This is a genomic window from Pseudomonas sp. Leaf129 (assembly GCF_001423465.1).
Classification (GTDB): Bacteria; Pseudomonadota; Gammaproteobacteria; order Pseudomonadales; family Pseudomonadaceae; genus Aquipseudomonas; species Aquipseudomonas coleopterorum.
The window spans coordinates 1,476,690-1,498,810 of record NZ_LMOC01000001.1 but is presented as its reverse complement, the minus strand read 5'-3'; the positions used below and the strand labels follow the sequence as shown (position 1 = coordinate 1,498,810).

General features: G+C 63.6%; 18 protein-coding genes. 11 read left to right on the top strand and 7 right to left on the bottom strand.

Annotated features, from left to right (window positions below):
• The first annotated feature begins 32 nt into the window (after window positions 1–32).
• The gene (locus ASF66_RS06505; RefSeq protein ID WP_082484506.1) at window positions 33–881 is read left to right on the top strand and encodes a DUF2242 domain-containing protein; all 849 of its coding nucleotides are present in this window, start codon (window positions 33–35) and stop codon (window positions 879–881) included.
• Window positions 882–902: 21 nt separating this feature from the next.
• Here the strand turns inward: ASF66_RS06505 and ASF66_RS06500 are convergent, their stop codons facing one another.
• Both ASF66_RS06500 and ASF66_RS06495 read right to left on the bottom strand, forming a co-directional pair.
• A complete protein-coding gene (locus ASF66_RS06500) occupies window positions 903–1,922 on the bottom strand; it encodes an AraC family transcriptional regulator (RefSeq protein ID WP_056843191.1) in 1,020 nt (339 codons plus the stop codon).
• A gap of 4 nt (window positions 1,923–1,926) precedes the next feature.
• Window positions 1,927–3,042, bottom strand: coding sequence for a nitrilase-related carbon-nitrogen hydrolase (locus ASF66_RS06495; RefSeq protein ID WP_056843190.1), 1,116 nt, complete (start codon window positions 3,040–3,042; stop codon window positions 1,927–1,929).
• A gap of 188 nt (window positions 3,043–3,230) precedes the next feature.
• Between ASF66_RS06495 and ASF66_RS06490 the strand changes: the two genes are divergently transcribed.
• Window positions 3,231–5,267 (top strand): NADPH-dependent 2,4-dienoyl-CoA reductase, encoded by a 2,037-nt coding sequence (locus ASF66_RS06490; RefSeq protein ID WP_056843189.1) that lies wholly within the window; start codon window positions 3,231–3,233, stop codon window positions 5,265–5,267.
• Between the two features lie 65 nt (window positions 5,268–5,332).
• Window positions 5,333–6,223, top strand: coding sequence for a 1-aminocyclopropane-1-carboxylate deaminase/D-cysteine desulfhydrase (locus ASF66_RS06485; RefSeq protein ID WP_056843188.1), 891 nt, complete (start codon window positions 5,333–5,335; stop codon window positions 6,221–6,223).
• 4 nt (window positions 6,224–6,227) lie between these two features.
• On the opposite strand, the gene ASF66_RS06480 is transcribed toward ASF66_RS06485, so the two are convergent.
• Window positions 6,228–6,776: a cytochrome b gene (locus ASF66_RS06480; protein WP_056843187.1), complete on the bottom strand. Its 549-nt coding sequence runs from the start codon at window positions 6,774–6,776 to the stop codon at window positions 6,228–6,230.
• Window positions 6,777–6,847: 71 nt separating this feature from the next.
• The gene (locus ASF66_RS06475; protein WP_056843186.1) at window positions 6,848–7,795 is read right to left on the bottom strand and encodes a DUF1853 family protein; all 948 of its coding nucleotides are present in this window, start codon (window positions 7,793–7,795) and stop codon (window positions 6,848–6,850) included.
• A 167-nt stretch (window positions 7,796–7,962) separates the two neighbouring features.
• Between ASF66_RS06475 and ASF66_RS06470 the strand changes: the two genes are divergently transcribed.
• The 7 genes from ASF66_RS06470 to ASF66_RS06440 all read left to right on the top strand — a co-directional run bounded on the left by ASF66_RS06470 (window position 7,963) and on the right by ASF66_RS06440 (window position 15,860).
• A complete protein-coding gene (locus ASF66_RS06470) occupies window positions 7,963–8,856 on the top strand; it encodes an NAD(+) kinase (protein WP_043187749.1) in 894 nt (297 codons plus the stop codon).
• Window positions 8,853–9,827, top strand: a complete 975-nt coding sequence (locus ASF66_RS06465; protein WP_442962747.1) for a metallophosphoesterase — start codon at window positions 8,853–8,855, stop codon at window positions 9,825–9,827. The genes ASF66_RS06470 and ASF66_RS06465 overlap by 4 nt, the downstream gene beginning before the upstream one ends.
• On the top strand, window positions 9,824–10,696 hold the full coding sequence (locus ASF66_RS06460) for a rhomboid family intramembrane serine protease (RefSeq protein WP_056843184.1): 873 nt from the start codon (window positions 9,824–9,826) through the stop codon (window positions 10,694–10,696). Before ASF66_RS06465 ends, ASF66_RS06460 begins: the two co-directional genes overlap by 4 nt.
• 288 nt (window positions 10,697–10,984) lie before the next feature.
• Window positions 10,985–12,082, top strand: coding sequence for a carboxynorspermidine decarboxylase (locus tag ASF66_RS06455; RefSeq protein ID WP_056843462.1), 1,098 nt, complete (start codon window positions 10,985–10,987; stop codon window positions 12,080–12,082).
• A 27-nt stretch (window positions 12,083–12,109) separates the two neighbouring features.
• On the top strand, window positions 12,110–13,354 hold the full coding sequence (locus tag ASF66_RS06450) for a saccharopine dehydrogenase family protein (RefSeq protein ID WP_056843183.1): 1,245 nt from the start codon (window positions 12,110–12,112) through the stop codon (window positions 13,352–13,354).
• A 231-nt stretch (window positions 13,355–13,585) separates the two neighbouring features.
• Window positions 13,586–14,683 (top strand): alpha/beta hydrolase, encoded by a 1,098-nt coding sequence (locus ASF66_RS06445; protein ID WP_201782762.1) that lies wholly within the window; start codon window positions 13,586–13,588, stop codon window positions 14,681–14,683.
• A 49-nt stretch (window positions 14,684–14,732) separates the two neighbouring features.
• Window positions 14,733–15,860, top strand: coding sequence for a catalase family protein (locus tag ASF66_RS06440; RefSeq protein ID WP_082484578.1), 1,128 nt, complete (start codon window positions 14,733–14,735; stop codon window positions 15,858–15,860).
• A 29-nt stretch (window positions 15,861–15,889) separates the two neighbouring features.
• Here the strand turns inward: ASF66_RS06440 and ASF66_RS06435 are convergent, their stop codons facing one another.
• The 3 genes from ASF66_RS06435 to ydiJ all read right to left on the bottom strand — a co-directional run bounded on the left by ASF66_RS06435 (window position 15,890) and on the right by ydiJ (window position 20,996).
• On the bottom strand, window positions 15,890–17,059 hold the full coding sequence (locus ASF66_RS06435; protein ID WP_082484504.1) for a PAS domain-containing sensor histidine kinase: 1,170 nt from the start codon (window positions 17,057–17,059) through the stop codon (window positions 15,890–15,892).
• Window positions 17,056–17,871, bottom strand: coding sequence for an alpha/beta fold hydrolase (locus tag ASF66_RS06430; protein ID WP_056843180.1), 816 nt, complete (start codon window positions 17,869–17,871; stop codon window positions 17,056–17,058). The genes ASF66_RS06435 and ASF66_RS06430 overlap by 4 nt, the downstream gene beginning before the upstream one ends.
• 95 nt (window positions 17,872–17,966) lie before the next feature.
• Window positions 17,967–20,996 (bottom strand): D-2-hydroxyglutarate dehydrogenase YdiJ, encoded by a 3,030-nt coding sequence (ydiJ, locus tag ASF66_RS06425; protein ID WP_082484501.1) that lies wholly within the window; start codon window positions 20,994–20,996, stop codon window positions 17,967–17,969.
• A 201-nt stretch (window positions 20,997–21,197) separates the two neighbouring features.
• Here ydiJ and ASF66_RS06420 point away from each other — a divergent pair, with 201 nt between their 5' ends.
• A complete protein-coding gene (locus ASF66_RS06420; protein WP_056843179.1) occupies window positions 21,198–22,103 on the top strand; it encodes a LysR substrate-binding domain-containing protein in 906 nt (301 codons plus the stop codon).
• Window positions 22,104–22,121: the final 18 nt, after the last annotated feature.

Genomic DNA, 22,121 nt, shown 5'->3' with positions numbered 1-22,121 from the left:
CAATAGCCGCAGACTGTTTTCCAGGACTCCAAATGTCACTCCCATTTCCTTTCGGACGTTGCCTCCCAGGCGCTTTGCTGGCAACTGCATGGCTTGGCCTGGCAGGGTGTTCCTCGCCCAAGACCGCCATCTACGAACACGAAAACTTTGCCGACTCGGGTACGTTCTCGCGCAACTATCCCGTCAGTGACGTAGCGTCCTGCGAGGCCGCCCGGCGTGGATTGCTCAGTCAGGGCTACATCATCACCAGCAATGATCCGCGCCAGGTTAGCGGGCACAAGAGCTTCCAGCAAACCGGCGAGAGTCATCTGGAAATCAGCTTCAACGTGGTCTGCGTAGCCGATGCCAGCAGTGATCACAGTTCCACCGTGTTCGCCAACGCCCTGCAGGATCGCTACGCGCTGAAGAAGGTCAACAACTCCGCCAGCGTGGGCGTGGGGGTGCTGGGTTCGGTGTCGATGCCGATCGGGTCCACCGACGACTCCATGGTCAAGGTGGCTAGTGAAACAGTGGCGTCGGATACGTTCTACGACCGCTATTTCGCCTTGGTCGAGAGCTTCATGCCGTTCAAAGCCAAGAAGGCGGCAGCGCCGCAGCCAGCCCAGGATGAGCTGGGTGTGCCCGACACCGCACCCGCTGCTTCCCTGGCGCCTGCAGTAGCGGCGCCATCGGCTGCGCAAACGCCGTTGGCGCAGCCGACGCCAGCGGCCATCCAGGCGCCTGGGGTAGACGCGGTGTCTGAACAGGAGGCCTCGCAGCCGGTGGCACCTCCGGCGCAACCGGCACCGATCGAAATCATTACACAGCCCGAAACGCCGCAGGCAGTCCCCGAGGCCGCCCCTGAAACGCCTGCCGCCGACACGCCTGTCTCGCAGCCTTGAAGACCATGTACGTACGGGCCATCAACGGTTCGTGCGGCGGTACTCTCCGGGCGTGACCGCGCACCAGCGCTTGAACGCACGCTGGAAGGCTTCGGCTGAGGTGAACCCAAGTAGATAGGCAATTTCGCCGAAGGCCAGCTCGGTGTCACGGATGTAGGTCTGTGCCAGGTCCCGACGGGTGTCGTTGAGAATCGAACGAAATTGCGTGCCTTCCTGGGTCAGCTTGCGGCGCAGGGTCCAGGACGGCATTTTCAGGCAAGCGGCGACTTCATCCAACGTGGGCTCGCGCCCGCCATTGAGCAAGGGGCCGAGCAACTGGCTGACCCGTTCGGCTAAAGTTCGGATACGGGTCAGCCGTTCCAGTTCCTGCTCGCACAGTTGCAACAGATGCTGCCAGGTGCTGGGACAGTGCTCGGGGTTGCGCAGGCTGAGGCTGGCGTGGGTGAGACGCAGTTGATTGTGCTCGCAGTCGAAGCTGGTGTTGGCAGGGTAGTGGTCGGCGTACTGCGGCGCGGCGAACTCGATCTCCAGCCGCTGCGCACGCACGTTCTGCCCCGCCAGCACGCTCAGTTGCCGCAGCCAGCCGGTCAGCAGCGAATCCACCACGAACCGGTTGTAGGCGTTGTAGGGGCTGATCGAATAGAAACGTAGCCATGCGCCTTCGCGGTCTTCGTGAAAGCTCGACTGTCCACGGTAGTTGGCTGCATACAGTGCTTCGAAGCGAATCAGCGTACGGGCGGCTTCGCGCACCGTTGGCGCCTGTGCGGCCGTGATACCCGCCAACCCCGCCTGGCTCAAGCGACTGGCCTGACCGATGCGCAGGCCCAGGGCGGGGTCGCTGGTGAGTGCAATGGCCGCATGCCCCAGGCGCATATAGCGGGCGATGGTCAACCGTGCACCGGCCACGTTGAGCCGACTGGGCTCCAGTCCGTATTGGGCCAACAGGGGCGAGGGGTCATGACCGTGGCTACGTACTGCCTCGGCCAGGCTTTGAGTGAAGCCGACCGACAGGTCGCCGAGTTTGATGCGCTGGCCCGTCACGCGCCTAGAGCCACAGGTTGATCAGGCGCGCGCCGCGCCCATCGCCGACTTGCCCGAACCGTTCACGCTGACGCGCGAAACTTTGCCCTTCGTAGAACTGATTCCAGAAATGCCCGCCCATGAACACGGTCATGCTGGCCAAGGGCGCGCTGGCTTCGCTCAGACGTTGCCAGGCGTGTGCCTCGCTGACTTCGCGAGGTGATACGGCGACATCGGTGGGCGCCGGGCTGATGCGGAAGCCACGCCACGGGCTGGACCAGCGGCCCCGGCCCAGCACCGATGCTGGCACTGCCAGCAATTGCACGTCCTGCCGGCGTAGTTGGGCGTGACTGGCTGGGTGCCAGCTGTCGGTGCCGATCAGTACGGCGAGTTTTCCCGCCGGGGTGTCGAAAACGTTGAATGGCGCATCGCCCAGGGGTTCCACATAGCGCCGGGTAGGGTGACTGGTGAAATGCTGTAGCTGCGGCTGACCGAGGATGGAGCCATCGGTGGCGAACACGACGCTGGCGTTGTACAACGGCCCGCTGTCGGTTCGCAGGCGACCGTTGGCAACCGAAGGCTTGGGCAGAATGATGGAGCCCGCGACCAGCGTCACACCGAACTGCCTGGCGAGGCCGCCGAACAGTTGCTGGTATTGATCGGCCATGCGCGCCGCCTTCATGCGCAGGTAGGCGTCGGCGAAGCGGTCCTCACCATGGGCTTGGGCCAATCCGGCGAGCAGGTCCAGCGGGTTGCTGGCGGCGAGCCATTGTTCGGCATCGCGGCGTTGCGCGGCCTGGTAGAACTCGTTCTTCTCGCCCACGGCCCACAACCAGGTGCCGATGTGCTCGGGCAGCACGACGATGGTCTTGCCGTTGAGCAGCCCGGCGTCCTGGGCGTGTTGCAGATAACCGGCCAGTTTCAGGCGCAGGCGTTCGACACTCTGGTAGTCCGCCGGGAACAGTTCGGGCTGAACGCCCAGTAGATTGCCCCGCCCGGCCGGCACGCCGTCGCCCCCCTCGAACGTGACGCGCAGGTCCGACAGGTAGTGGCCCACGGGCCGCTGGGTCGTCCACAGCGCATAGGTGGTCAACGCCGCCAGGCAAAGCAGGGCGACCACGGACATCAGGATTTTGCGCATGAGGGACAACAATCAGCTCCTGTTGGTGAATCCGCACTAGGGTAGACGTCGCGTGCGGCATGATCAATGACTTGTCATTTCTGGTCATTGAGACAGACGGCTCGGGTCTTTACTGTCAGACACTCGTCGTGACCGAGCCCGCTGAAAGAGGCTTGGCACCTATCCGTGATCCTGCCTGTGGAGATCCCATGGCCGCTGCTCCCTATCCTCATCTGCTGGCACCCCTGGACCTGGGTTTCACCACCTTGCGCAACCGAAGCCTGATGGGTTCCATGCACACCGGTCTTGAGGAAAAACCGGGCGGGTTCGAACGCATGGCCGCGTATTTCGCCGAACGTGCGCGGGGTGGAGTAGGCCTGATCGTCACTGGCGGCATTGCTCCGAACGAAGAAGGCGGAGTGTATGCCGGGGCGGCCAAGCTGAGCACGCCCGAGGAGGCGGAAAAGCATCGGATCGTGACCCAGGCGGTGCATGAGGCCGGCGGCAAGATCTGTCTGCAGATCCTGCATGCCGGGCGTTATGCATACAGCCCCAAGCTGGTGGCGCCGAGCGCCATTCAGGCGCCGATCAACCCGTTCAAGCCTCATGAACTTGATGAGGAAGGCATTCAGAGGCAGATCGCCGACTTCGTCGCCTGTGCTCGGCTGGCCCAGTCGGCGGGCTATGACGGTGTCGAGATCATGGGCTCGGAAGGCTACTTCATCAATCAGTTCCTGGCGGCTCACAGCAACCAGCGCACCGACCGCTGGGGCGGTAGCTACGCCAATCGGATGCGCCTGGCGGTCGAGATCGTCAGTCAGGTAAGGCAAGCAGTCGGTCGCGAGTTCATCATCATCTTCCGCCTGTCCATGCTCGACCTGATCGAAGGCGGCAGCATCTGGGAGGAAGTGGTCGAGTTGGCCCAGGCCATCGAGGCGGCGGGCGCCACGCTGATCAATACCGGCATTGGCTGGCACGAAGCACGTATTCCGACCATCGCCACCAAGGTGCCCCGCGCGGCGTTCAGCAAGGTCACGGCGAAGTTGCGCACGGCGGTGCGGCTGCCGCTGATCACCACCAATCGCATCAACACCCCGGAGGTAGCCGAGCGCATCCTGGCCGATGGCGACGCGGACATGGTATCGATGGCGCGGCCATTTCTGGCCGACCCTGAATTCATCAACAAGGCCGCTGCCGACCGGGGCGACGAGATCAACACCTGCATCGCCTGTAACCAGGCCTGCCTGGATCACACCTTCGCCGGCAAGCTGACCAGTTGCCTGGTCAACCCGCGCGCCTGCCATGAAACCGAGCTCAATTATCTGCCCGTGACCCAGGTGCGCAGGATTGCCATCGTCGGTGCCGGCCCGGCCGGGTTGGCGGCGGCCACGGTGGCGGCCGAGCGCGGCCATGCGGTGACGCTGTTCGACTCGCGCGACGAGATCGGCGGTCAGTTCAACGTGGCCAAGCGCATTCCGGGCAAGGAAGAGTTCAACGAAACCCTGCGCTATTTCGATCGCAGGCTGACGCGCCTCGGCGTGGACGTGCGCCTGGGCGCGCGGGTCGACGTAGCCGCGCTGACAGCCGGAGGTTTCGACGAGATCGTGCTGGCCACGGGCATCGCCCCTCGGCTGCCGGACATCGAGGGTATCGACCATCCCATGGTGCTGGGTTACCTGGACGTGCTGCTGCAACGGCACCCGGTGGGTCAGCGTGTGGCGGTGATCGGCGCCGGTGGCATCGGCTTCGACGTCAGCGAGTTCCTGGTGCATCAAGGGCCGTTCACCAGCCTTGATCGTGAGGCATTCTGGAAGGAGTGGGGCATCGACCTGACGCTGCACGCCCGCGGCGGTGTGGCTGGGGTTGCGGCGCAGACCCACGCGCCGGCGCGCGAGGTCTACCTGCTGCAGCGCAAGGCGGGCAAGGTGGGTGAAGGCCTGGGCAAGACCACCGGCTGGATCCATCGCGCCGGGTTGAAGAGCAAGGGCGTGCGCATGGTCAACGGGGTCGAGTACTTGAAGATCGATGACGCCGGCCTGCATGTGCGCGTGGCCGGGGGCGAGCCGCGGGTGCTGGCGGTGGACAACGTGGTGATCTGCGCGGGGCAGGATCCGTTGCGCGAGCTGGAGCAGGGGCTGATCGAGGCCGGGCAGCGAGTGCACCTGATCGGTGGCGCGGACGTGGCCGCGGAACTGGACGCCAAACGCGCCATCGACCAGGGCTCGCGCCTGGCGGCTGTGCTGTAGAATGAGCAGCGCGCCGGGTCGGTCCCGGCGCCGCTGCATTCCCACGTCCAGCTTGTCAGGCACCCATGCTTCTTGATCTACCACGCGCTCCGTTGCAACCCTTGCGATTGTCCTGGCTCGCCGAGGCCGGCATCGAGGCGGCCATACTCCGGCTGGACCTCATCGATCCGCTGATCAGCGGCAACAAATCGTTCAAGCTGCAGTATCACCTACTGGCCGCTCGGGCCGCTGGCTGCAGGGGGCTCATCAGTCTGGGCGGTGCCCATTCCAATCACCTGCATGCCCTGGCGGCGGCCGGTGAGCGCCTGGGTCTGCGCACGGTCGGCTTGCTGCGCGGCCACGCCCAGGTGACGCCGACCGTGATTGACCTGCAGCGGTGGGGAATGGAGCTGCACTGGTTGGGTTACGAGGGGTATCGACAGCGCCACCGGGAGGATTTCTGGGCACCCTGGCAGGCACGCTACCCCGATCTGCTGCCGGTGCCCGAGGGTGGCGGAGGGTTGCTGGGGGCCAAGGGGTGTGCAGCTCTGAGGGTTCAAGTGCAGGCGCAACTGGCAGATATCGGCTGGGACGATTTCGAGGCATGGTGGCTGGCCGTGGGTACCGGTACGACTCTGGCCGGCTTGGTCCTCGCCGAAGGCGGGCAGCGTCGGGTTTACGGAGCGCTGGCGGTCGGACCGGGGCATGGTGTGCAAGAGCAGGTGAATGCGCTGTGTGGCGAACGGGGTCACACCCTGCTCGATGCCAGTCGCGGCGGCTTTGCCAAGATGGACAGCGCGCTGCTGGCGTTCATGCGCGACTGCGAGGCCGAGGCCGGTATTCCTCTGGAGCCGGTGTACACGGCCAAGGCGTTGTGGGCCTTGCGCGAGGCAGCAACGGCGGGCGTGCTCGCCGCAGGCAGCCGCGTGGTGTTCGTGCACACCGGCGGCCTGCAGGGTTGGCGGGCCGCGCCGTGACGTTTCAGTCGCGCTGCGGCAGTATGCGGCGAAGGGTATTGTCGCCGCGCAGGTAATGATGGCCCAGGCCCAGCAGGCCGTGCAGGCCGATCAGCCAATAGCCCCAGCCGGCGATGCGCATGTGCCATTCCTGCAGGCGCCCACCGAGGTCACGGTCCTCGCCGATCAGGTGAGGCAACTCGATGCCCCAGAACGAGACGGGCCGGTTCTGCGCGCTGAGGATCAGCCAGCCCAGCAACGGCAGGCCGATCATCAAGGCGTAGAGTGCAAGGTGCATCAGGCTGGCCAGGCGGGTCTGCCAGGCGGGGAGGGGCGGAACGATGCGTGGGGTGACCCCCAGGCTTCGTGCCAGCAGACGCAGCCACACCAGCAGGCCCACGCTCAGGCCTAGCATGAAGTGAAACTGCACGATCAGTACGCGTGCGCCGCTGCCTCGCTCGAATTGTCCGCGCAACTCGATACACGCATAGGTGGCGGCGAGCAGGACAAGCATCGACCAGTGCAGGGCGATGGACAGGCTGCCGTAACGCGCGTGGGTGTTTCTCCAGGTCATCGGGCGACTACTCGAGCGGTGATGCACAGGGTATCGGGCCGGCCGTGGACATCTTTAGCCAGCCCCGTGCTTTAAACGCCCGGCAGGGCTGGCCAGGGGTCGGCGACCAGGAAGACCCGCTCGGCTTCCTGCCAGTCACCATGAGCGTCGTGGGTCAGACGCACGAGCATCTGCGCGGCGGCGAGTGGGTCCAGTTGCTGCAGCCAGGCGTGGAGCTGGTCGGGTGCCCAGGCGTCGGCGGCGGCGAGGCGAGCCGGTGCTAGCCAGGCATCGCGCGGCAGCGGCTGCCAGCGTCCGTCCGGGCGTTGCTCGACGAAGATCGGCCAATCGCGCTGATGCACCCAGCGTCCGCGCAAGTGGTCGGGGTGGGCATGTTCGGGCGCGCTCGCTGCACCTGGCCAGGGGTAGAACAGGTAGCCGGCCAGCCACAGGTGGGCGTCGAACTGCTCTATGCCCAGGTCGTGCAAGACTTCGCGGCCCTGACTGGACGTGGAAATGGGCAACTGGTGCTCGGCCAGGTGGTTGAGCTTGCGACCCAGCCGATCCTGGGTGTTGGGGCCCAGCCACTGGAAGGCGTCGTGGCCGTCGGCGGCCACCGGCCCCAGGTACAGCTTGATGGCCAGTTCCAGGTGATGCACGCCGTCGCGGTCGCGAATCACCATGTCGAGCTCGCCCAGCGTGTGTCCACCCTTGCGGATCGGCAGGTTGGCGGCGAGCAACTCGATACCGGGCGCCTGGTGCAGGGCGAATTGCCAAAGGCGTTCGTAGTACAGGCCAAGGCGTCTCGTGGGGGCCTGGGCCAGCCAGTCGACCAGGGGTTGGCTGGCATCGTCCAGGGCCAGCAGCCACGCCTGCAAGTCTTCAGGCCGTTCGGCCCAGCGGCTGCCGGCCAGGGGATGGCGTTGCGTCCAGGGTGCTGTGTGCAGCAGCGGCGGGGCGAGGATGACCCACGCCAGATCGCGCACCTGGGGCTGGCGCAGGTGGCGCGGGAAGTCGGCGAGGGCGGCAAATGGATTCATGGGACGATCCCGGTCGATGGCGCGGTGGCTGAAAGGGTTTTGTGCGGCAACGGCTTTACTCCATAATCCAGATCCGTATTTGTGTCCGCAACCGCTGGTTGCGCGACAGCGTTGTGGAATGTGCCTGGCGCATCCCGATAGCCAGAACAGACCCGAGCAGGAGCCTCATGGAGCAATTTCGCAATATCGGTATCATCGGCCGCCTTGGCAGCTCGCAGGTGCTCGATACCATTCGCCGCCTCAAACGCTTCCTGCTGGACAGGCACATGCACGTCATCCTCGAGGACACCATTGCCGAAGTACTGCCCGGCCACAACCTGCAGACGTCTTCGCGCAAGATGCTCGGCGAAGTCTGCGACCTGGTGATCGTGGTCGGCGGCGACGGTAGCCTGCTGGGCGCGGCGCGGGCATTGGCCCGGCACAACACGCCGGTGCTGGGCATCAACCGCGGCAGCCTGGGTTTCCTCACCGACATCCGCCCCGACGAGCTTGAGGTCAAGGTAGCCGAGGTACTGGATGGACACTATCTGGTCGAGAATCGTTTCCTGCTCGAAGCCGAGGTGCGCCGGCATGGCGAGGCCATCGGCCAGGGCGATGCGCTCAACGACGTTGTGCTGCACCCGGGCAAGTCGACCCGCATGATCGAGTTCGAGATCTACATCGACGGGCAGTTCGTCTGTAGCCAGAAGGCCGACGGCCTGATCCTCGCCACGCCGACCGGCTCGACCGCCTACGCACTGTCGGCGGGCGGGCCGATCATGCACCCCAAACTCGATGCGATCGTGATCGTGCCCATGTACCCGCACACGCTTTCGGGTCGGCCGATCGTCGTCGATGGCAACAGCGAGATGAAAATCGTTGTCTCAAAGAACATGCAGATCTATCCGCAAGTCTCATGTGATGGTCAGAACCACTTTACCTGCGCACCGGGCGATACCCTTACGGTGCGCAAGAAATCGCAGAAACTGCGTCTGATTCATCCCCTGGACCACAATTATTACGAAGTGTGCCGGACCAAACTCGGCTGGGGCAGCCGGCTCGGCAACACCGGAGGCGATTGATGCTCGACCCGGCGCGAAGTTACGACCTGATCGGCGATGTGCACGGTTGCGCACACACCCTCGAACATCTGCTCGACAGGCTGGGCTATCGCAAGCAGGGCGGCGTCTGGCGCCATGGGTCGCGCCAGGCGTTGTTTCTCGGCGACATCATCGATCGCGGGCCGCGGATCCGCGAGTCCCTGCACATCGTCCATGACATGATGGTGGCCGATCAGGCGCGCTGCATCATGGGCAATCACGAGTTCAACGCCCTGGGCTGGAGCACGCCGGCCCTGCCGGGCAGTGGCAAGCACTATGTGCGCGAACATGTGCCACGGCATGAACGCCTGATTCAGGCGACCCTCGACCAGTTCGCTCAGCACCCTGGTGACTGGCATGATTTTCTTGGCTGGTTCTACGAGTTGCCGTTGTTTCTGGATGCCGAACGCTTCCGGCTGGTGCACGCGTGCTGGGACGCAGGCCTTATCGAGCCGCTGCGCCGACAGCACCCGGATGGCTGCATCGACGCGCATTTTCTCCAGGCATCGGCGGTCAAGGGCAGCTTTGCCAGCCAGGTGTTCGACCGCCTGCTGCGCGGCACCGACATGCGTCTGCCCGGTGGTCTCACCCTGACCGGGGCCGACGGCCTGAGTCGGGCCTTCTTTCGGACCAAGTTCTGGGAAGACGATCCGCAAACCTACGGTGATGTAGTGTTTCAGCCTGATGCGCTGCCAGACGAGGTGGCCTGCGCGCCGTTGAGCGAGGAGCAGAAGAACGCCTTGCTGCGCTATGGAGTCGACGAGCCGTTGCTGTTCGTCGGCCATTACTGGCGCAGTGGGCGACCGGCGGCGATACGGCCGAACCTGGCTTGCCTGGATTACAGCGCGGTGCTGTACGGCAAGCTGGTGGCGTACCGTCTGGACCAGGAAACCCGAATCGACCCACGCAAGTTCGTGTGGGTCGAAGTCGAACGCCCGGAGGCGCTTTCATGAGTGCAATCGCTGTATTGCGTCTGCCGCTGAGCACTGACCTGAGTGGTTTCGTAGGTTTGCTGAGACGTCTGAAGGTGCCCCATCGGGTCAGCGAAGAGCAGGGTAGCCAAGTGCTTTGGGTGCCCGACGAACGCCTGGCGCAGGATATTCGCGACCTGTACCAGCGCTATCCGCAAGGCAACGCCGAAGTCGATCCGCAATTGATGGCCCGGCATGCGCCGGTGCAGAGGCCGGGTTTCGTGCAGCAGCTCAAGGCCAGCCCGGCCACGGCTGCGGTGCTGCTGGCGTGCCTGGTGGTGGCGGCAGTGACCCTGCTGGGGGACAACCTGGGCAGTCTGCGCTGGCTGACCTTTCTCGACTTTCAGGTGCAGGGCGAGTACCTCTACTTCACGCCGCTGGCCGATACCTTGGCGAGCGGGCAGTGGTGGCGTCTGTTCAGCCCCATGCTGATCCATTTTGGTTTGCTGCACCTGGCGATGAACGCGTTGTGGTACTGGGAGCTGGGGCGGCGTATCGAAGCGTTGCAGGGGCGGATCAATCTGCTCGGGCTGACCCTGTCGTTCAGCCTGGTCTCGAACGTGGTCCAGTACCTGGTCAGTGGGCCGAGTTTGTTCGGCGGGTTGTCGGGCGTGCTGTATGGCTTGCTCGGGCACTGCTGGCTGTACCAGTGGCTGGCGCCCAACCCGATCTACCGTTTGCCCCGTGGTGTGCTGGTGATGATGCTGATATGGCTCGGGCTGTGCCTGAGTGGGCTGGTGAGCGTGCTGGGCTTCGGCGAAATTGCCAATGGTGCGCATGTTGGCGGTCTGTTGATCGGCTGCGCCACGGGCCTCATGGGCGGCCTGCTGGCCCGGCGCAAGTCCCGGTAAGCCTGTCGGCGGTGTGCCTGATGTTGCGCGGTGAGGCCGGACGCGGCTTGCGCCGCTGCTACAGGGGCGCGGGAGCCGCGTCGGTGGTGTAGGCGGTGTGAGGCCGGACGTGGTTTGCGCCGCCATGTGGCAGCGGTGCGAGCCGCATTGGTGGTGGGTGCGGTGTGTCCGGTGCTGCGGTCGGTGGGGTGGCATCGCGTGGAAATCGGGCGGTCGCTCTTTCGGTCCGGGGTAACTGAAGGCACAATGCGGGTCCTTTTTTTGGCTGGCCATGCCGGGGGCCTCGAAATGATCAATACGCCGTACTACCTCATCGACAAACAGAAGCTCCTGGGCAACCTGGAAAAGATCGCCTACGTGCGCGAACAGTCCGGGGCCAAGGCTTTGCTGGCGCTCAAGTGCTTCGCCACCTGGTCGGTGTTCGACCTGATGGAGCAGTACATGGACGGCACTACCTCCTCGTCGCTGTACGAGCTCAAGCTGGGTCGGCAGAAGTTCGCCGGTGAAACCCACGCCTACAGCGTGGCCTGGGCCGACGACGAGATCGAAGAGATGCTCGCCAACTGCGACAAGATCATCTTCAACTCGATCGGCCAGCTGCAGCGTTTTGCCCAGGCTTCGCAAGGCAAGACCCGCGGCCTGCGGGTCAACCCGCAGGTCAGCAGTTCCGACTACCTGCTGGCCGATCCGGCGCGACCGTTCAGCCGTCTGGGCGAATGGGACCCGGTCAAGGTCGAGGAAGTGATCGAGCAGATCTCCGGCTTCATGTTCCACAACAACTGCGAGAACGGCGACTTCGCCCTGTTCGACAAGATGCTGGGGACCATCGAGGAGCGCTTCGGTCATCTGTTGCACAAGGTGCAATGGGTCAGCCTCGGCGGCGGCATTCATTTCACCGGTGAAGGTTACGCACTGGACGACTTCTGCGCCCGGCTCAAGGCCTTTTCGCAGAAGTACGGCGTGCAGGTGTACCTGGAACCTGGCGAGGCGGCGATCACCAACAGCGCATCGCTGGAAGTCACCGTGCTCGACACCCTCTACAACGGCAAGCACCTGGCCGTGGTCGACAGCTCGATCGAAGCGCACATGCTCGACCTGCTGATCTACCGGCTCAATGCCAAGCTGGCCCCCAGCAGTGGCGAATACACCTACATGGTGTGCGGTAAATCCTGCCTGGCCGGCGATATTTTCGGCGAATACCCGTTCGAGCGTCCGTTGGCCATCGGTGATCGCCTGTCGTTCGTCGATGCCGCCGGTTATACCATGGTCAAGAAGAACTGGTTCAACGGCCTGAAGATGCCGTCCATCGTAGTGAAACAACTCGACGGTACAGTCGAGGTGGTTCGTGAGTTTGGTTTCGAAGACTACCTGTCCAGCCTTTCGTAAGCGGACAGCCGAGGAGAAGTGAATAAATTGAAGAAGAACGTTCTTATCATTGGTGCAGGAGGTGTCGCCAAGGTGGTGGCCCACAAGTGCGCGCAGCACAACGATGAACTTGGTCGTATTGCCATCGCGTCGCGCAACATCTCCAAATGCCAGGCCATCATCGACAGCGTCAAGGCCAAGGGCAGCCTCAAGCAGCCCGCCGATATCCAGGCGTTCGCGCTCGATGCGCTGGACGTCGAGGCGACCAAGGCACTCATCGTGCAGACCGAGTCGCAGATCGTCATCAACGTCGGTTCCGCGTTTTTGAACATGTCGGTGCTGCGCGCCTGCATCGACACCGGCGTGGCCTACCTGGACACCGCCATCCATGAAGAGCCGGGCAAGGTGTGCGAAACGCCGCCCTGGTACGGCAACTACGAGTGGAAGCACCTGGAAGAGTGCCAACAGAAGAACGTCACCGCCATCCTGGGCGTGGGCTTCGATCCGGGCGTGGTCAATGCCTATGCCGCGCTGGCGCAGCAACAGCATTTCGACCGTATCGATTCGATCGATATCCTCGACGTCAACGCCGGTTCCCACGGCAAGTATTTCGCCACCAATTTCGATCCGGAAATCAATTTCCGGGAATTCACCGGGCAGGTCTGGAGCTGGCAGAACAGCCAGTGGACCAGCAACACCATGTTCGAAGTCAAGCGCACCGACGATCTGCCGGTGGTGGGTTCGCAGAACCTGTACCTGACCGGGCATGACGAAGTGCACTCGCTGTCGAAGAATCTCGATGTGCCCAACGTGCGCTTCTGGATGAGTTTCGGTGAGCATTACATCAATGTGTTCACGGTGCTGAAGAATCTCGGTCTGCTGTCGGAGCAGCCGGTGAAGACCGCCGAAGGTCTGGAAGTGGTACCGCTCAAGGTGGTCAAGGCGGTATTGCCGGATCCCTCGTCGTTGGCGCCGGGCTACACCGGCAAGACCTGCATCGGCGATCTGGTCAAGGGCAGCCGCAATGGGCAGCCCCATGAGATGTTCATCTATAACGTCGCGGACCACGAAGAAGCCTACGCCGAGACCGACAGTCAGGGCATTTCCTACACAGCCGGTGTGCCGCCCGTGGCTGCCGCCCTGCTGGTTGCCCGTGGCGAATGGGACGTGCAGCGCATGGCCAACGTCGAAGAGCTGCCCGCAGAGCCGTTCCTCAAGGCGCTCGACGCCATGGGCCTGCCGACGCGCATCAAGGACGCCTCCGGCGACCGCGCCTGGGACGCCACTGCGTAAGTCCCGCCAACCGCGACCCCTGTAGCAGCGGCGCAAGCCGCGTCAGGGGTCGCCCAGTTTTTCCAGACACACCTCTGTGGCCGATGACGCGGTTTGCGCCGCTGCTACAGAGGTCGTGGTATTTGGAGGACTACCGTTGGTCTGAGTGCAGGTGGGAATTTTGGAACATCAAGTTGCTATCAGCGGCCTGATATTCCGTGACGTTCCCACTCTCGTTCGAGGCAAAAAACAATGATCAAGACTGACCGTAAGTGGATGGTAGCGCTATGCGCTGCTGGCGTGGCAATGGCTTTGAGCGGCTGCGCGCGTGATCCGGAAAAACGCTCGGTTTCCGAACTCGCTGTGAGCGGTACCAAGAGCATGTTCCGCACCGATTCGGACATGCAGACCGTCCTGAACAAATTCGCCAGCTTCGACGCCAAGGCCGTGGAGAAAATCACGGCCGTCGAGGCTCGGCAGCAACCCACCATTGCCGATGCCGTCAAAGGCGTGCTCGCCGATGAAAAACGTGACAGCGCTCCGACCGCCCTGGTCCCTGGCGTCACCACTCGTGATATCACCGTACCGGGCGCAGCAGGCGCACTGCCGGCCACCGTCTACACCCCCGAAGGCAAAGGACCGTTCCCGGTGGTCCTGTACTTCCACGGTGGTGGCTGGGTGTTTGCCGATCGCAAGGTGTATGACGGTGGCGCGCGCGGCATTTCCAAACAAGCCAACGCCGTGGTCGTGTCCGTCGACTACCGCCGCGCGCCTGAAAACAAGTTCCCCGCTGCTCACGACGATGCCTTGGCGGCCTATCGCTGGTTGAGCAAGAACGCCTCTGCGGTCAATGGCGATGCCAAACGTCTGGCACTGGCTGGCGAAAGCGCTGGCGGCAACCTCGCCGTGGCAACCGCAGTCGCAGCCCACAAGGCCGGTCTTACCGAGCCCAAGCATGTGCTGTCGGTCTACCCAGTGGCTCAGTCCAATACCGAGACCGAGTCCTATCGCAAGTACGCCGATGCCATGCCGCTCAACCGTCCGATGATGCTTTGGTTCATCGACAACGTGACCAAGGGTCCGGCTGACGTGAAAGACACACGCATCGATCTGGTCCATGCAGACTTGAAGGGCTTGCCGCCGGTGACAGTCATCAACGCCGAAATCGACCCGCTGCGCGACGATGGCGCTGAGCTGGAAAAGGCGCTGCGTACGGCGGGTGTGAGTGTCGAGCGCAAGGTCTATCCCGGCGTGACCCATGAATTCTTCGGCACCGCTGCAGTGGTGGAAAAAGCCGAGGAAGCCCAGATGTATGCAGGCGATCGTCTGAAAGCCGACCTGGCCAAATAATAATAAAGATCAAGCGTGATAACCGTACGACCTGAGCAGAGGCATGCATATGAACCATTCTTCGGATAACCCATTGGCGGATCGTCCACTGCCGGAAGGTGGATTGAACGTCAGTCCGCTGGTGTTTGAGCCTTCATTCGAGCAAGTGCCCGATGACGAGGCTGAAACCAGTCAAGAGCTGAACCAGGTGATGCGCAGCATCCTGGATACGACGTTCGAAGACGGCGGCCACGCGTTGCGTGGCGTGCATGCCAAGGCTCACGGGCTGGTACGGGGTCATATCACGGTGCTCGACGGTCTTCCTGCGCCCTTGGCGCAGGGCGCCTTTGCCGTCCCTGGCACACTGCCGGTGGTGATGCGCTTTTCCACCAACCCGGGTGACATTCTGGACGACAAGGTCTCCACACCCCGTGGCTTGGGGCTGAAGATCGTCGGCGTTCAGGGCGAGCGTTTGCCGGGCAGTGAAGGCGATGTGACCCAGGATTTCGTAATGCAGAACGCCAAGGCGTTCACCGCTGCCACGCCCAAGGCGTTCTTGAAGAGTCTCAAACTCTTGGCCAAGACCACAGACAAGGGTCCTGGTCTGAAGAAAGCATTTTCCGCGCTGCTTCGTGGCGTGGAGTCGGTGATCGAAACCATGGGCGGTGAAAGCGGTACGCTCAAGAGCATGGGCGGGCATCCGCTGACCCATGTGCTGGGCGAGACCTTCAACACGGTCGTGCCGTTTCTGTACGGTGCCCACTACGCCAAGCTGGAAGTGGTGCCAGTGGCCCAATCGCTGACCGATTTGACCGATCAACCCGTCGATCTGGACGGCAAACCGGACGGACTGCGTGAAGCAGTCACCGAATATTTCGCAACCCAGGGGGGTACGTGGGAAGTGCGTATCCAGTTGGCAACCGACCTTGAGGAAATGCCGATCGAGGATGCCTCCAAGCAGTGGTCGGAAGAGCTGAGCCCCTTCGTGACCGTCGCCCGCATCGAAGTGCCGGCCCAGGCCGCGTGGTCGGAGGAAAGCATTCAGACGATCAACGAGCGAATGTCGTTCAGCCCTTGGCATGGTCTGGCGGCGCACCGTCCGCTGGGGGGTGTCATGCGTGTGCGCAAACCCGCCTACGAGATGTCATCCGGCTTCCGCGCCACCCACAACGGTTGCCCGATGCACGAGCCACGCTGAGGTTTGGGCAGCCGGTCTGCCGATGGCGGTCAGTGACCGCCTGAGGCATACGCCGGAAAACGCACGGCAAAGGTGGTCCCTGCCTGTGCGGTAGAAACGACCTCGACCACACCCCCGTGGGCCTTGGCGATCTCGCTGACGATGAACAGGCCCAGCCCGACACTGCGTACTTCTCGACCCGCTTCAGCTCCTCGGGTCATGGGGGAGAAGATCGTGCTCAGCTGGGTTTCGTCGATCGGATTGCCGACATTGTGCACGGCAATTTCCACTGTTCCCTGTGCTGCCGACACTCGCACGTCGATAGGGCTGGCGCCATCGCCATAAGTCACCGCATTCGAGACCAGATTGCCGAGCAATTGCGCCAGACGGTCCGCGTCCGCCTGGCAGAACAAGGCTTCGTCGCTGGCGTTGAAAGCGATTTCGCGGTGTGGGTGAAGCAGGCGCAACGAGGCGACGGCGGCAGCGATGACACGGTCCAGTTGTATGGGGGCGCGACTGACCGCCAATCCCTGGCCGATTCGCGCCTGGGTGAAGTCCAACAGGTCGTTGATCAGGCGTTGCGAACGTGTCGTGGCTTCCCTGATGTGGCCCAGCATGGTGCTTTGCCGTTCGGTCATGTCCTGCGAACGCAGGTACTGCGCTGCCATCGACACCACCTGTAATGGATTGCGCAGATCGTGACTGACGATGCCGATCATCTGCTCGGCGAACAGTGCGCGATCTACGGCGAGCTCGCGCTGTCGATTCAGTTCGTGTTCCAGCACCACATGTCGCTGCAGGGCGTCCTCGGCCTGGCGCTTGGCCTGCAGCAGTTCCTGTTCGAAACGCATGCGGTCAGCCACGATGAACGCCGATACGGCGTTGAGCACCTGGCCTTCATGCTCGCGTCTTCCGGCATTGAGCACCATCGGCGCGACAGTGCCTTGCGCGGTCAAGAAGTCCAGTTTGACCTCGGTGATGAAGCCCTGCATCGCCAGCAGCGGCATCCAGTGCGTCTGGTAGAACATGCGACCACCCACGGTCAGCAGTTCCTGCAGCTTGCGTGTTCCGATCAGTTGCTCGCGGGTAAGGCCCAGCCACTGGCAGAACGTCTGGTTGACCTCGAGGATCAAGCCCTTTTCGTTGATCAGGAGCAGGGCGCAGGGGGCCTGCTGGTAGAGCGCCTCGGCATTCGGGATGCCCATGGCCTCGACGCTCATGCGGGCAGATGGCCGCAGGTCTGGTCGAGGAAAGTCTGAATGGCGTCGATGCAGGCTGCAGGCTGGCTCAGGTGCGGGCAGTGGCCTTCGTTCTCGACCAGCACCATGCGGCAATCGTCGATCACGTGAGTCAGGTATTCGCCAACGGCCCTGGGCGCTATGAAGTCGTCGGAAGACTGAATGACCAGCACTGGCTCGCGTAACTGGCGCACGTCCTCGCGGCTGTTGGTGAGGAACGTCACGCGCGCGAAACGCTTGGCAATGTTCGGGTCGGTCTGGCAGAAACTGTTGGTCAGCTCGGCGCCCAGTTCCGGCTTTTCAGGATTGCCCATGATGCTCGGCGCCATCGCACTGGACCAGCCCAGGTAGTTGCTTTCAAGGGTCGAGAGCAGGGCGTCGATGTCGTCGCGGGTGAAGCCGCCCGGATAGTCCTCGTCGGTGATGTAGGACGGCGAGGGGCCGACCATGGCGTGGGCACTGATCAGCCCGGGGCTCAGGTTGGCGGCCATGACGCCGGCCATCGCGCCGACCGAATGGCCGATGAACACCACCGGACCCTGTTTGAATTCCTGGATGATTTCGACGATGTCCTCGGCATAGCCCGCCAGCGTCGAGTACTTGTCGATGTCATAGGCGGCGACATCGGACTTGCCGCATCCGACCATGTCGAACAACACGGTGCGGTAGCGCTTGGCAAAGGTAGGTTCGACCATGCGCCACATGTTCTGGTCGCAGCCAAACCCATGGGCGAACACCAGCGTCAGAGGTCCTTGGCCCTTGACTACCACATTGTTGCGAGCCTGGACGGACATCCGAGAAATTCCTGTGTGCGCAAGCGAGCATGCGAGGTCGATTAGCCGCCTAGTCTACCCGAGCATAGTCACCAACGTCAGGCTCGCCAGCGTTTTCAAACGGTGTTTTTTCTCACGTGCTCCAGCAAGGCCTGTAGCGGGTGACGGACCGTGTGACCTTCTTCGCGTTTGACCTGGCTGCGGCAGGAATAGCCGTCGGCAAGCAGGTTGCCCGAGCCTTGGTAGCGGGCCAGCAACGGCTGCCAGGATTGCCCGTAGATGACCTTGGAGGTGGCGACGTTGCGCGCTTCATGGCCATAGGTGCCGGACATGCCGCAGCAGCCGCTGGCCAATACCTGCAGGGTCGCGCCCAGACGGCTAAACACCTGTTGCCAATGGGTGATGCTGTTCGGCTCGTTGGTCTTCTCGGTGCAATGCGGCAACAGCTGGTAGACGCCGCCGGTGCCGGGCTCGCCGGTCTGCGGCAGTACCTGGGCCAGCCATTCCTGGGGCAGCAGAACGGTCGGTGCCTGGTCGTGGCCCAGGGTTTTCGCGTACTCCTGGCGGTAAACCAGGGTCATGGCCGGATCCAGGCCGACCAGAGCGATGCCGCTGGCCTGCAATTGCCGCAGCGACTGGGCGTTGTGCCGGGCGGCCTTGTCGAATGCACCGAGAAAGCCCTGCACCTGCAACGGCTTACCGTTGGCGGCGAAGGGCGCCAGGTAGATGTCGAAGCCCAGCCGTGAAATCAGCTCGAGCCAGTCGGCCATTACCGGCGTGTCGAAGTAGCGGGTGAAAGCATCCTGCACCAGGATCACGCTGCGCTGACGCTGCTCGGGGGTCAGCCGGGCGAGACGATCGGCGGTCGCCGCGCGCACGTTCCAGTCGCGACAGTGAGCCTGGAAATCGACCAGGCTCAGCAGCGGGCTGTCGACCATGCCGGCCACGCGTTGCAGCGCCTGTTGCACCGGCGCGAAGGACATGACCGCGTTGTAGGCACGGGGAAAGCGCGCCAGGTACGGGATGCTGAATTCCAGCGAGCCGATCAGGTAATCCTTCAATGGTCGCAGGTAGCGCCCGTGGTAGAGCTGCAGAAAGCGCGCACGGAATTCCGGCACGTTGACCTTGACCGGGCACTGCCCCGCGCACGACTTGCAGGCCAGGCAGCCGGCCATGGCGTCGTACACCTCGTGGGAGAAGTCGTCGCGGCCCATGCGCCGGGCCAGGCTGTTGCGCGCACGCTGGAACAGGTTGCCGCTCGCGCTCTGCAGCACGTTGGCGCCGTGCAGGCCCTGCAGGCGCAGCCATTCGCGGATCAGTGAGGCACGCCCCTTGGGCGAATGAATACGGTTGCGCGTGGCTTTCCACGATGGGCACATGGCATCGTTCGGGTCGAAGTTGTAGCACGCACCGTTGCCGTTGCAGTGCACGGCGCTGTCGTAGCTCTGCCAGACCCGCTCGTCGATGCTGCGGTCCAGTTCGCCGCGCAGGGTCACTTCGTCGACCTGGGTCAGTCGCGCATCGGCGACAGTGGCCGGTGTGGCGATCTTGCCCGGGTTGAGCTGGTTGAACGGATCGAAGGCGGCCTTGAGTGCCTGCAGGGCCGGATACAGCTCGCCGAAGTACTCGGGCACGTATTGCGAGCGCAGGCCCTTGCCGTGCTCGCCCCAGAGCAGGCCACCGTGCCGCTGGGTGAGCGCCGCGACCTCGTCGGAAATGGGCCGGATCAGCGCGGCCTGGCGCGGGTCCTTCATGTCCAGGATCGGCCGCACGTGCAGCACGCCGGCATCGACATGGCCGAACATGCCGTACTGCAGACCGTGACCGTCGAGCAAGGCACGGAACTCGCCGATGTAGGCCGCCAGGTTCTGCGGCGGCACGGCGGTGTCCTCGACGAACGGCTGCGGCCGCGCTTCGCCCTGAACGTTACCGAGCAGGCCCACGGCGCGCTTGCGCATCGCGTAGACCCGACCCACCGCCAGGGCGCCGACCGCCAGCGTGTGGCCCAGGCGCTGCACCGTGGTGTCCTGCTGCAGGTGGGCAATGAACTGTTCGACACGCTGCTCGACGACGGCCAGGTCGTCGCCGCTGAATTCCACCAGATTGATGCCCAGGGTCGGCGCCTGTGCGTCGGTGGGAAAGTATTCGGCCACGCCATGCCAGACGATGTCGTTCATGGCCAGCAGGAGGACCTTGGAGTCCACGGTTTCGATCGACAGTGGCTGGTGCGCCATCAAGGCATTGGCGTCGTTGAGCGCGTCCATGAAGCCGGCATAGCGCACATTGACCAGAATGGAATGCCTGGGGATCGGCAGCACGTTGAGCTTGGCTTCGACGATGAAGCCCAACGAGCCTTCCGAGCCGCAGAGTACGCTGTTGAGGTTGAAGCGCCCGTCGGCCTCGCGCAGGTGGGCCAGGTCATAGCCGGTGAGGCAGCGGTTGAGCTTGGGGAAGACCGCGTCGATCAGTTCGGCCTGCTCGTCGGCGATGGTCGCGGCGCACCGATAGACCTCGGCGATACGGCCGTCGCCCGCGCGGTTGGCTTGTAGCTGCGACGCATCGAGGCTGTGGCTGTGCAGGCGCTCGCCGCCCAGCAGCAGGGTGGTCAGCTCCAGCACGTGGTCGCGGGTCTTGCCGTAGGTACAGCTGCCCTGGCCGCTGGCGTCGGTGTTGATCATGCCGCCGATGGTCGCGCGGTTGGAGGTCGACAGCTCGGGGGCGAAGAACAGTCCATGGGGCTTCAGGGCCGCATTGAGCTGATCCTTGACCACGCCGCTCTGGACCCGCACCCAACGCTCTTCGATGTTGATCTCCAGCACCTGGTTCATGTGCCGGGACAGGTCCACCACCAGGCCATCGGTCAGCGACTGGCCGTTGGTGCCGGTGCCGCCGCCGCGTGGGGTCAGCACTACACTGCGATGTTCCGGCTGGCTGGCCAGGTGTGTCAGGAGCTGCACGTCGGCCTCGTGCCGAGGAAATACGGCGGCCTGGGGCTGGCGCTGATAGATCGAGTTGTCCGTGGCCAGCACCGTGCGCATGGCGTAGTCGTCGACGATCTCGCCCTGGAAGCCTGCACGTTCGAGCTGACGCAGCAGTGCCTGATAGGGCGCGAGGGGAGCTTTCTGACGGGACAGTTCGGCGATCATGGCAGTCGGAATCCGGCGGGGCAGTGGATTTGCATTCGAAACAGGCATGTGTGCAAAGGGCGAGGCGCGCGGTGATCGAGTTCGAAGAGCCGATCGTATCTACCGCAGGGGCCTTGCATCATGACGTGCGTGACCGTATTTTCGCCGACACGGGCCCACCGGGCAAACGTATATCCTTCGCTTTTTGCATGAGCTCAATGAATGAATCCTCGACGGCTCACACCTTCCATGTCGTTGCTGCTGGCGTTCGAAGCTGCAGGTCGCCACGGCAGTTTCACCCGGGCGGCGGCCGAACTGGCCTTGACTCAGAGCGCGGTGAGTCGGCAGGTGCAGGCCCTCGAAGCGCTGCTGGAGGTGGCGTTGTTCAAACGTGAAGGCAGGCACATCGAGTTGACCGCAGCAGGCGCGCTGTACCAGCACGAGCTGGCCGGCGCCCTGGCGCGGATTCGCGGCGCCACCCTGCAGACCATTTCCCACCGCATCGAGGCCGATACCCTGCACCTGGCGGTGCTGCCGACCTTCGCGTCCAAATGGCTGATGCCGCGGATGGGAGACTTCTATGGGCGCCATCCCGGCAGTCTGGTACATCTTCATTCGCGCATCGTGCGCGGTGACCTGTCCGAAGGCGTGCAGGACATGAGCGCGATCATCTGCGCGGGGTCGGGGCAGTGGCCGGGCTATGTGGCGCATCGATTGCTCTCGGAGAAGCTGGTGGTGGTGGCCAGCCCCAAGGCCTTGCCCGCTCATGAGCAGATGTCCGTGCAGGATGCAGGTCGGCAGCTGCTGCTGGGCGTGGTGTCGCGGCCACACGCGTGGTCGGACTGGTTTGCCAGCGTCGGGTTGACCGGCTCGTCGACCCCGCGCCTGGGGCCGAGCTTCGAGCACACGGCGCACCTGATCCAGGCGGTCATCGCCGGGATCGGCATCGGGCTGGTGCCGCGCATTCTGGTACAGGACGAAATCGCCCAGGGCGAGTTGGTGACCCTGTTCGAGCCCATGGAAAGCGGTCGCGGGTATTACCTGGCGTATCCCACCCACAATCAGCAACTGCCGTCGCTGGTGGCCTTTCGCGAGTGGTTGCTGTCCATTCCGTTTCCGGACAGTTGAGGTTGCAGGCCTGAAAGA

Bases quoted from the DNA above. Each gene is read 5' to 3' on its own strand.
- ASF66_RS06505 (WP_082484506.1), top strand. From the start codon at position 33: ATGTCACTCCCATTTCCTTTCGGACGTTGCCTCCCAGGCGCTTTGCTG.
- ASF66_RS06495 (WP_056843190.1), bottom strand. From the start codon at position 3,042: ATGCGCAAAATCCTGATGTCCGTGGTCGCCCTGCTTTGCCTGGCGGCG.
- ASF66_RS06490 (WP_056843189.1), top strand. From the start codon at position 3,231: ATGGCCGCTGCTCCCTATCCTCATCTGCTGGCACCCCTGGACCTGGGT.
- ASF66_RS06485 (WP_056843188.1), top strand. From the start codon at position 5,333: ATGCTTCTTGATCTACCACGCGCTCCGTTGCAACCCTTGCGATTGTCC.
- ASF66_RS06480 (WP_056843187.1), bottom strand. From the start codon at position 6,776: ATGACCTGGAGAAACACCCACGCGCGTTACGGCAGCCTGTCCATCGCC.
- ASF66_RS06475 (WP_056843186.1), bottom strand. From the start codon at position 7,795: ATGAATCCATTTGCCGCCCTCGCCGACTTCCCGCGCCACCTGCGCCAG.
- ASF66_RS06470 (WP_043187749.1), top strand. From the start codon at position 7,963: ATGGAGCAATTTCGCAATATCGGTATCATCGGCCGCCTTGGCAGCTCG.
- ASF66_RS06460 (WP_056843184.1), top strand. From the start codon at position 9,824: ATGAGTGCAATCGCTGTATTGCGTCTGCCGCTGAGCACTGACCTGAGT.
- ASF66_RS06455 (WP_056843462.1), top strand. From the start codon at position 10,985: ATGATCAATACGCCGTACTACCTCATCGACAAACAGAAGCTCCTGGGC.
- ASF66_RS06445 (WP_201782762.1), top strand. From the start codon at position 13,586: ATGATCAAGACTGACCGTAAGTGGATGGTAGCGCTATGCGCTGCTGGC.
- ASF66_RS06440 (WP_082484578.1), top strand. From the start codon at position 14,733: ATGAACCATTCTTCGGATAACCCATTGGCGGATCGTCCACTGCCGGAA.
- ASF66_RS06435 (WP_082484504.1), bottom strand. From the start codon at position 17,059: ATGAGCGTCGAGGCCATGGGCATCCCGAATGCCGAGGCGCTCTACCAG.
- ASF66_RS06430 (WP_056843180.1), bottom strand. From the start codon at position 17,871: ATGTCCGTCCAGGCTCGCAACAATGTGGTAGTCAAGGGCCAAGGACCT.
- ydiJ (WP_082484501.1), bottom strand. From the start codon at position 20,996: ATGATCGCCGAACTGTCCCGTCAGAAAGCTCCCCTCGCGCCCTATCAG.
- ASF66_RS06420 (WP_056843179.1), top strand. From the start codon at position 21,198: ATGAATCCTCGACGGCTCACACCTTCCATGTCGTTGCTGCTGGCGTTC.